We start from the raw sequence: 5,856 nt of genomic DNA on the forward strand, positions 1-5,856 counted from the left end.
TTGGGGAATACTCGGAGAAGTCGAAAAAAGTGGTTGAGGCATTTGCTCTTTCCCATAACCTTCCCCTCGAAGTTCTTGATGTTGCCGACTTCATAGGATGCTCGCTCCCCGAGGCAACGAGAAGGCTCAGAGAACGGACTCCGTGTTCCCTTTGCGGGAGCATCAAGCGGTACATTCTGAATAGGTTCGCCGCAGAAAGGGGCTTTGCAGTGTACGCTACAGGACACAACCTCGATGATGAAGCAGCTACTCTCCTTGGGAATGTCCTCCACTGGCACATTGATTACCTCGCCCACCAGGACCCTCACCTTCCAAGTCCTCATCCGAAAATGACGAGGAAGGTAAAACCCTTCTATACGCTCACCGAGGAGGAGATTCTCCACTACGTTGCACTGCACGACATTCCCTTCGTTCCTGAGCGGTGCCCTCTCTCAAAAAAAGCAAAAAGCCTTGACTACAAAGAGGCCCTATCGTTTCTTGAGGAAAAATCCCCTGGAACAAAGCATATGTTCCTCTTTGGGTTCCTTGAGAGAGGAAAGCAGTACTTCCTCAAAGAGTACAACCCCCCAGTCCTCCGAGAATGCGTGCGGTGCGGCATGCCCACCACTCAAGAGATATGCGCTTTTTGCCGAATCCTCGAAAAACTCAAAGCCAAGGAGGTGAAGAAACGTGCGTATTCTGACAGTGAATAGCGGGGGTTCATCCATCAAGTATGAACTCTTCGACATTGGGGAAAACGAAGTGTCCCTCCTTAAGGGAAACATCAAACGGCTCTACCGCCCGGATTCCTTTCTCGAGCAGAAATCGAAAGACGGAGTTCTTGAGAAGAAGGTTCCAAATCTTGACCACGAGAAGGGATTGCATCTTATGCTCGAAGCATTAAAAGAAAGTGGTTACCTGAGGGACCTTTCTGAACTTGATGCTATAGGAATCAAGCTCATCAATGGAGGAAAGAGAGTTCAGGAAACTTGCTACATAGACGATACGGTCATTGAGGCTCTCCGGGATCTTTCTTCGGTCACCTCGGTGCACAACCCTCCAGCCCTTTTAGCCATTGATATCTTCCGCCGAATTGTTCCCCGCATTCCCCTCGTGGGAGTTTTGGAGACAACGTTTCACCTCTCCATTCCTCCTGCCCACCGAACCTTTGGCCTTCCCTGGTCCCTGAGTACAGAGTACGGTCTCGAAAAACTCGGTTTCCACGGAAATTCATACCGGTACATAGCTGAACGCCTGAGACAGCTCACCCCTTCCTCTGCAAAAGTTGTAGCTTGCCACCTTGGAAGCGGTTGCAGCGTCTGCGCGATTAAAGATGGAAAGTCCTTCGATATTTCGAGCAGTTTCACGCCCCAAAGTGGGGTCATCATGTCCACCCGCCCGGGAGACTTCGATCCCCAGGTGCTTTTGTACCTTGAGGAAAAGGCAGGGCTCTCCCCTACAGAACTCAACAGGATCCTGGCGAAAGAATCCGGGCTTTTCGGGATATCCGGAGTCAGTGGAGAAATGTGGGAAATCGAGAAAGCCGCCCAAGAGGGAAACGAGCGGGCAAAGCTTGCCATAGACGTCTTCGTTTACCAGGTCAAGAAGTACATTGGGGGATTTGCTGCTCTTATGGGAGGTATCGAAAGTCTTGTTTTCACAGGAGGTATCGGAGAAAACGACCCATACATCCGGGAGAAAATCTGCGAGGGTCTGAACTTCCTGGGCATCGAGATTGATCCAGAACGCAACAGAGCCACTGTAAGCGGAAAGGAGGGAAAAATCGGCCGTGGACCATGCGAGGTTTGGGTAATTCCAACCTGGGAGGAACTCATGGTGGCCAGGGAAACTGCCAGGCTCCTCAGAGAGAAAAGAGGGTGAAAGAATGGCAAAAAGCATTGACTATCACCGCCAAGGATTCAACTGTGCGGAATCGGTTCTTCTCGGACTCTGTGAGGACCTTGGGGTAAAAAATCCTCTCATCCCCAGAATCGCTACGGGCTTTGGAGGAGGGATAGGACACACCGGTAACATCTGTGGCGCCGTTACCGGAGCGGTCATGGCTTTTGGGATTCGTTTCGGAAGAGAAAACCCGGAGGACAAGGACACTCGAGATAGGCTCTACCTCCTTGTTGAGTCCTTCCTTCAAGAGGTAGAGCAGAGCCTCGGACGCCTCGACTGCTTTGGTCTCATCGGAGTCCGTCTCAACACCGAAGAGGGCCTCAGAAGGTATCGGGAAGAAAACCTTCGGGAAAAGTGCCGACAGATTGTGGGTACTGTGGAGGACATCGCCAAACGGTACCTCACAGGTGGTTCCCCCAAGTGAGGGGAACCACCTTTCTACCCTCTGTAGTGTGCTTCAAGGAGAAGGGGAATCCTCGTGTACCGCTCAAAGAGCTCGTCATAGATTGCTCTCTGTGGAGAGGGTTCAAAGACTCGAGTTGTGCGGACGACGTTTCTTTTCGCCTCCTCAAGGCTTTTTGCATACCCTATTCCCACCATCGCAAAGAGCGCCGCTCCAAGAACTGTGGCTTCCTCACACGAAGTAACCACAACCGGGAGGTTCAAGACATCGGCTCGGATACGATTCCAGAGAGCATTCCTTGATCCTCCTCCTACAACCACAATTCTTTCCGGGCGAAAGCCAAAGGCCTCAAAAAGAGCATCCACAGCTTGCCGGAGCTGGAAGGAAAGTCCTTCAAAAACAGCCCTTGCAATTTGAGCACGATCGGTCGTAAGTCCAAGCCCAAGAATGGTCCCCCTTGTCCCGTAAGGCTTAAGTGGACCCGAGGGCATAAAGGAAGGGACGAAAAAGATTCCCTCTGCTCCGGGGTCAACCGAAGAGGCAGCCTCAATAATGCGTGCGTAGATATCCTGTTCATCCTTGCAGTCAGCAAAGAAGTTCCGGCGAACCCACTCCACAACGCCTCCAGCAATCATGAGCATTTGAGGATTCCAGAAGCCTTTTTCGGCGTCGAGTTCCACAAGCATGCCCGTTGCAAAAGCCACCTCCGAATCCCGGAAGAAGGGAATTCGAATGGCCGCGATCTCCCAGGTGCCCGAACTCAGAATGAGCTCTCTGTCCTCCGCCAGAGACCCAACAATGGCAAATTGCGTATCATGCCCGGCAGAAGTTACCGGAGTCCCCACAGGAATTCCCGTTTCTTCGCTCGCCTTTGCGGTAACCGTCCCGATAACCTCTCCGCTTTCCACCATTCGGGGGAAGAAATCAGAACGGAGTCCGGCTAAGGACAGGAGCCGCTCCGACCATTTTCGTTCCCGGATGTCGAGCATCATCGTCGTAGATGCAGCCGTATAGTCCATGGTCATTTCTCCGGTGAGCCTGAAATTCAAAAGTCCCGGCATCATGAGGAAGTACTTTGCCTCATCCAGTGCTTGAGGAGCGTTTTCTCGAAGCCAGAGAAGCTTAAAAAGAGTGTTGAAGGGGATAACCTGGTAACCGGTGATTCGAAAAATTTCCCGAGCACTTACAAGGTCCACAATTCTCTTCGCCCAACCTTCTGTTCGAGAACACTGCCAGGAAATGACGGGATACGTGAGGCTTCCATCCTCCCGCACGGGTGCTCCATCCGCTCCAAAAGTTGTCACCGAAACCGCCCGAACCTCCTGACCGACCGAGGAAATGACCGTTCGTGTGGCCTGGCAAAGCTTTGCCCAGATCTCCTCAAGATCCCAGATGAGATAGTGCTCCGAACCCTTCTCGCGCTTTGGAGCGTTGGGAAAAGAAGCAATGGATAAAATGCTACCCTCCGGGCTCAAGGCTACGGCTCGAATACTCGTTGCTCCACAGTCAAGAACCAGAAAGTACTCTTGCTTACCCATATTCCCTCCTCCCCTCAAAACACATCAAGTTCCTTTGCCTCGCTTTAGAGCCCACAACTTCTCCTCAAAAGGAGGACGGAGAATTCCCTCCTCGGTCACCAGAGCACTCACAAGGGAGGAAGGAGTAACGTCGAATGCAGGATTGCAAACCGAAACTCCCAGGGGAGCAACGGGAACTCCTCCAAAAGTCGTAACCTCCTGAGGATTCCTCTCCTCTATGGGAATATCGGCACCGCTTTCTGCCCTGGGATCCACCGTCGAGAGGGGAGCCGCGACGTAAAACGGAATCCCGTGGTGGCGGGCAAGAACAGCCACAGTGTACGTTCCGATTTTATTTGCCACATCTCCGTTCATGGCAATGCGGTCCGCTCCCACAATAACCTTAGTGATACGCCCCTGGGACATCAGAAATCCGGCCATGTTGTCGCAGATGAGGGTAACTGGAATGCCACTCTTTTGGAGTTCAAAGGTGGTGAGGCGAGCCCCCTGCAGGAGTGGACGGGTCTCATCGGCGTACACCGTAAGTCGCTTTCCTTCTCTGTGCACCGCCCAGAGAATCGCCCCCAGCGCTGTACCCCAACCCCCGCAGGCCAAAGGCCCGGTATTACAGTGGGTGAGAACCCTATCTCCATCCTCAAGGAGTGCGGCTCCAAAGCGGGCAATACGCTCTGAGGTGGCAGCATTTTCCTCATCTATAGCCCGGGCTTCAGCAATGAGACGGTTGACTATCTCCTCCCAGTCCAAAGAGGTTTCCTGGGCGGACCAAATAGCCCGCATGCGGTCCAGGGCCCAGAAAAGGTTCACCGCCGTAGGGCGTGTTGCCCGGAGTTCCAAATCCACCTGCTCAAGAAAGGAGAAGAAATCCTCGCTTTTGAGTCCCTCCAAAGCCCCAAGACACAACCCGTAGGCTGCTGCGACACCGATGAGCGGAGCCCCCCGAACTCGAAGCATCTTAATCGCTTCAACGACGTCTCGGTAATCCTCTGTCTCGACATAGACTTCTTCCCGGGGGAGACGAGTTTGATCCAGGAATCGAAGACTTCTACCTTTCCACTCAATTGCTTTGAGAAACATTGCCATCTCCTTTCCCTACACTCCCCTACCAAAAAGAACAAGAAGCGTTACAATGCCTGTTGCCATCGCCAGGCCACCTAAGGCAAAGGGAAATACCTCCCAGGGACGAAAACCGGCAAGAAAGGCAATAAGCGTCCCCGTCCATACTCCGGTAAAGGGTAAGGGAACACCTACAAAGAGGAGAATGCCCCACTTTCCATACTTCTTGTAGGAAAGAAATCGCTTCTGTGCTTTTTCGGTGTACCATGTCCACAGACGTCGAAACCATGGAATGCCCTGGAGGAGTTGCACAAGAGGTGGGACAAAGTACATGACAAGGAAAAAGGGGGCGATGTTTGCAAGGAGCGCAACCAAGAGAACAAGAGGAAGGGGAAGCCTCTCCACAAAAACACCGTACGGAAGCGCTCCCCTAACTTCGCTTACCGGAAGCATGGCAAAAAGAGCAACCCGGAGGATTCCTGAAAAACTCATAGGGACATCCTCCGAACGAGTTCCCGAATGATGAGGGTGAGTTTTGGTTGCGCTTCGTTAGCCGCCTGAACCACCTCTTCGAAACTCAAAGGCGCAACCACTCCATCGATAGCAAGGTCGGTAATGCAGGAAATGCCAAAGACCCGCATTCCCGCGTGTTTTGCCACGATAACCTCAGGAACGGTGGACATACCTACTGCATCAGCTCCAATTTTTATGAGGAAACGGTACTCCGCAGGGGTCTCAAGACTCGGCCCAGGCAGAGCAACGTACACTCCCTGATGGAGGTAGATGCCATGCTCAAGACCAATCTGAAGCGCAAGCTCTCGGAGTTCCCTATCGTACACCTCGGACATATCCGGGAAACGGGGGCCAAGTTCCGGGTCATTGGGTCCCCGCAGAGGATTATCCCCAAGGAGGTTAATGTGGTCGGTAATAATCATAAGGTCCCCACGACGCATGTTCCGGTTGAGACCTCCTGCCGCATTG

The 5,856-nt window shown here is 52.7% G+C and carries 7 protein-coding genes; 3 read left to right on the forward strand and 4 right to left on the reverse strand.

From position 1 onward, the window contains the following. The 3 genes from H5U36_08450 to H5U36_08460 all read left to right on the forward strand — a co-directional run. The coding region (locus tag H5U36_08450; GenBank protein MBC7218149.1) for a TIGR00269 family protein at positions 1-692 on the forward strand (692 nt) is incomplete at its 5' end. Next, positions 670-1,860, forward strand: coding sequence for an acetate/propionate family kinase (locus tag H5U36_08455; protein ID MBC7218150.1), 1,191 nt, complete (start codon positions 670-672; stop codon positions 1,858-1,860). The genes H5U36_08450 and H5U36_08455, both read left to right, overlap by 23 nt. A 4-nt stretch (positions 1,861-1,864) precedes the next feature. Continuing rightward, the gene (locus tag H5U36_08460; GenBank protein MBC7218151.1) at positions 1,865-2,305 is read left to right on the forward strand and encodes a C_GCAxxG_C_C family protein; all 441 of its coding nucleotides are present in this window, start codon (positions 1,865-1,867) and stop codon (positions 2,303-2,305) included. 14 nt (positions 2,306-2,319) lie between these two features. On the opposite strand, the gene fucK is transcribed toward H5U36_08460, so the two are convergent. The 4 genes from fucK to H5U36_08480 all read right to left on the reverse strand — a co-directional run. Further along, the gene (gene fucK / locus H5U36_08465; GenBank protein ID MBC7218152.1) at positions 2,320-3,822 is read right to left on the reverse strand and encodes an L-fuculokinase; all 1,503 of its coding nucleotides are present in this window, start codon (positions 3,820-3,822) and stop codon (positions 2,320-2,322) included. A 24-nt stretch (positions 3,823-3,846) separates the two neighbouring features. Then, a complete protein-coding gene (mtnA, locus tag H5U36_08470; GenBank protein MBC7218153.1) occupies positions 3,847-4,896 on the reverse strand; it encodes an S-methyl-5-thioribose-1-phosphate isomerase in 1,050 nt (349 codons plus the stop codon). Positions 4,897-4,911: 15 nt separating this feature from the next. Continuing rightward, positions 4,912-5,367, reverse strand: a complete 456-nt coding sequence (locus H5U36_08475) for a small multi-drug export protein (GenBank protein MBC7218154.1) — start codon at positions 5,365-5,367, stop codon at positions 4,912-4,914. Further along, positions 5,364-5,856, reverse strand: a 493-nt coding sequence (locus H5U36_08480) for a purine-nucleoside phosphorylase (GenBank protein ID MBC7218155.1), incomplete at its 5' end; no start/stop codon positions are given. The genes H5U36_08480 and H5U36_08475, both read right to left, overlap by 4 nt.

This window comes from Candidatus Caldatribacterium sp., from assembly GCA_014359405.1.
GTDB classification, from domain to species: Bacteria; Atribacterota; Atribacteria; order Atribacterales; family Caldatribacteriaceae; genus Caldatribacterium; species Caldatribacterium oleiphilum.

What these genes read in the sequence shown, in the direction of transcription:
- H5U36_08460 (MBC7218151.1), top strand. Translation starts at nt 1,865, where the DNA reads ATGGCAAAAAGCATTGACTATCACCGCCAAGGATTCAACTGTGCGGAA.
- fucK (MBC7218152.1), bottom strand. Translation starts at nt 3,822, where the DNA reads ATGGGTAAGCAAGAGTACTTTCTGGTTCTTGACTGTGGAGCAACGAGT.
- mtnA (MBC7218153.1), bottom strand. Translation starts at nt 4,896, where the DNA reads ATGTTTCTCAAAGCAATTGAGTGGAAAGGTAGAAGTCTTCGATTCCTG.
- H5U36_08475 (MBC7218154.1), bottom strand. Translation starts at nt 5,367, where the DNA reads ATGAGTTTTTCAGGAATCCTCCGGGTTGCTCTTTTTGCCATGCTTCCG.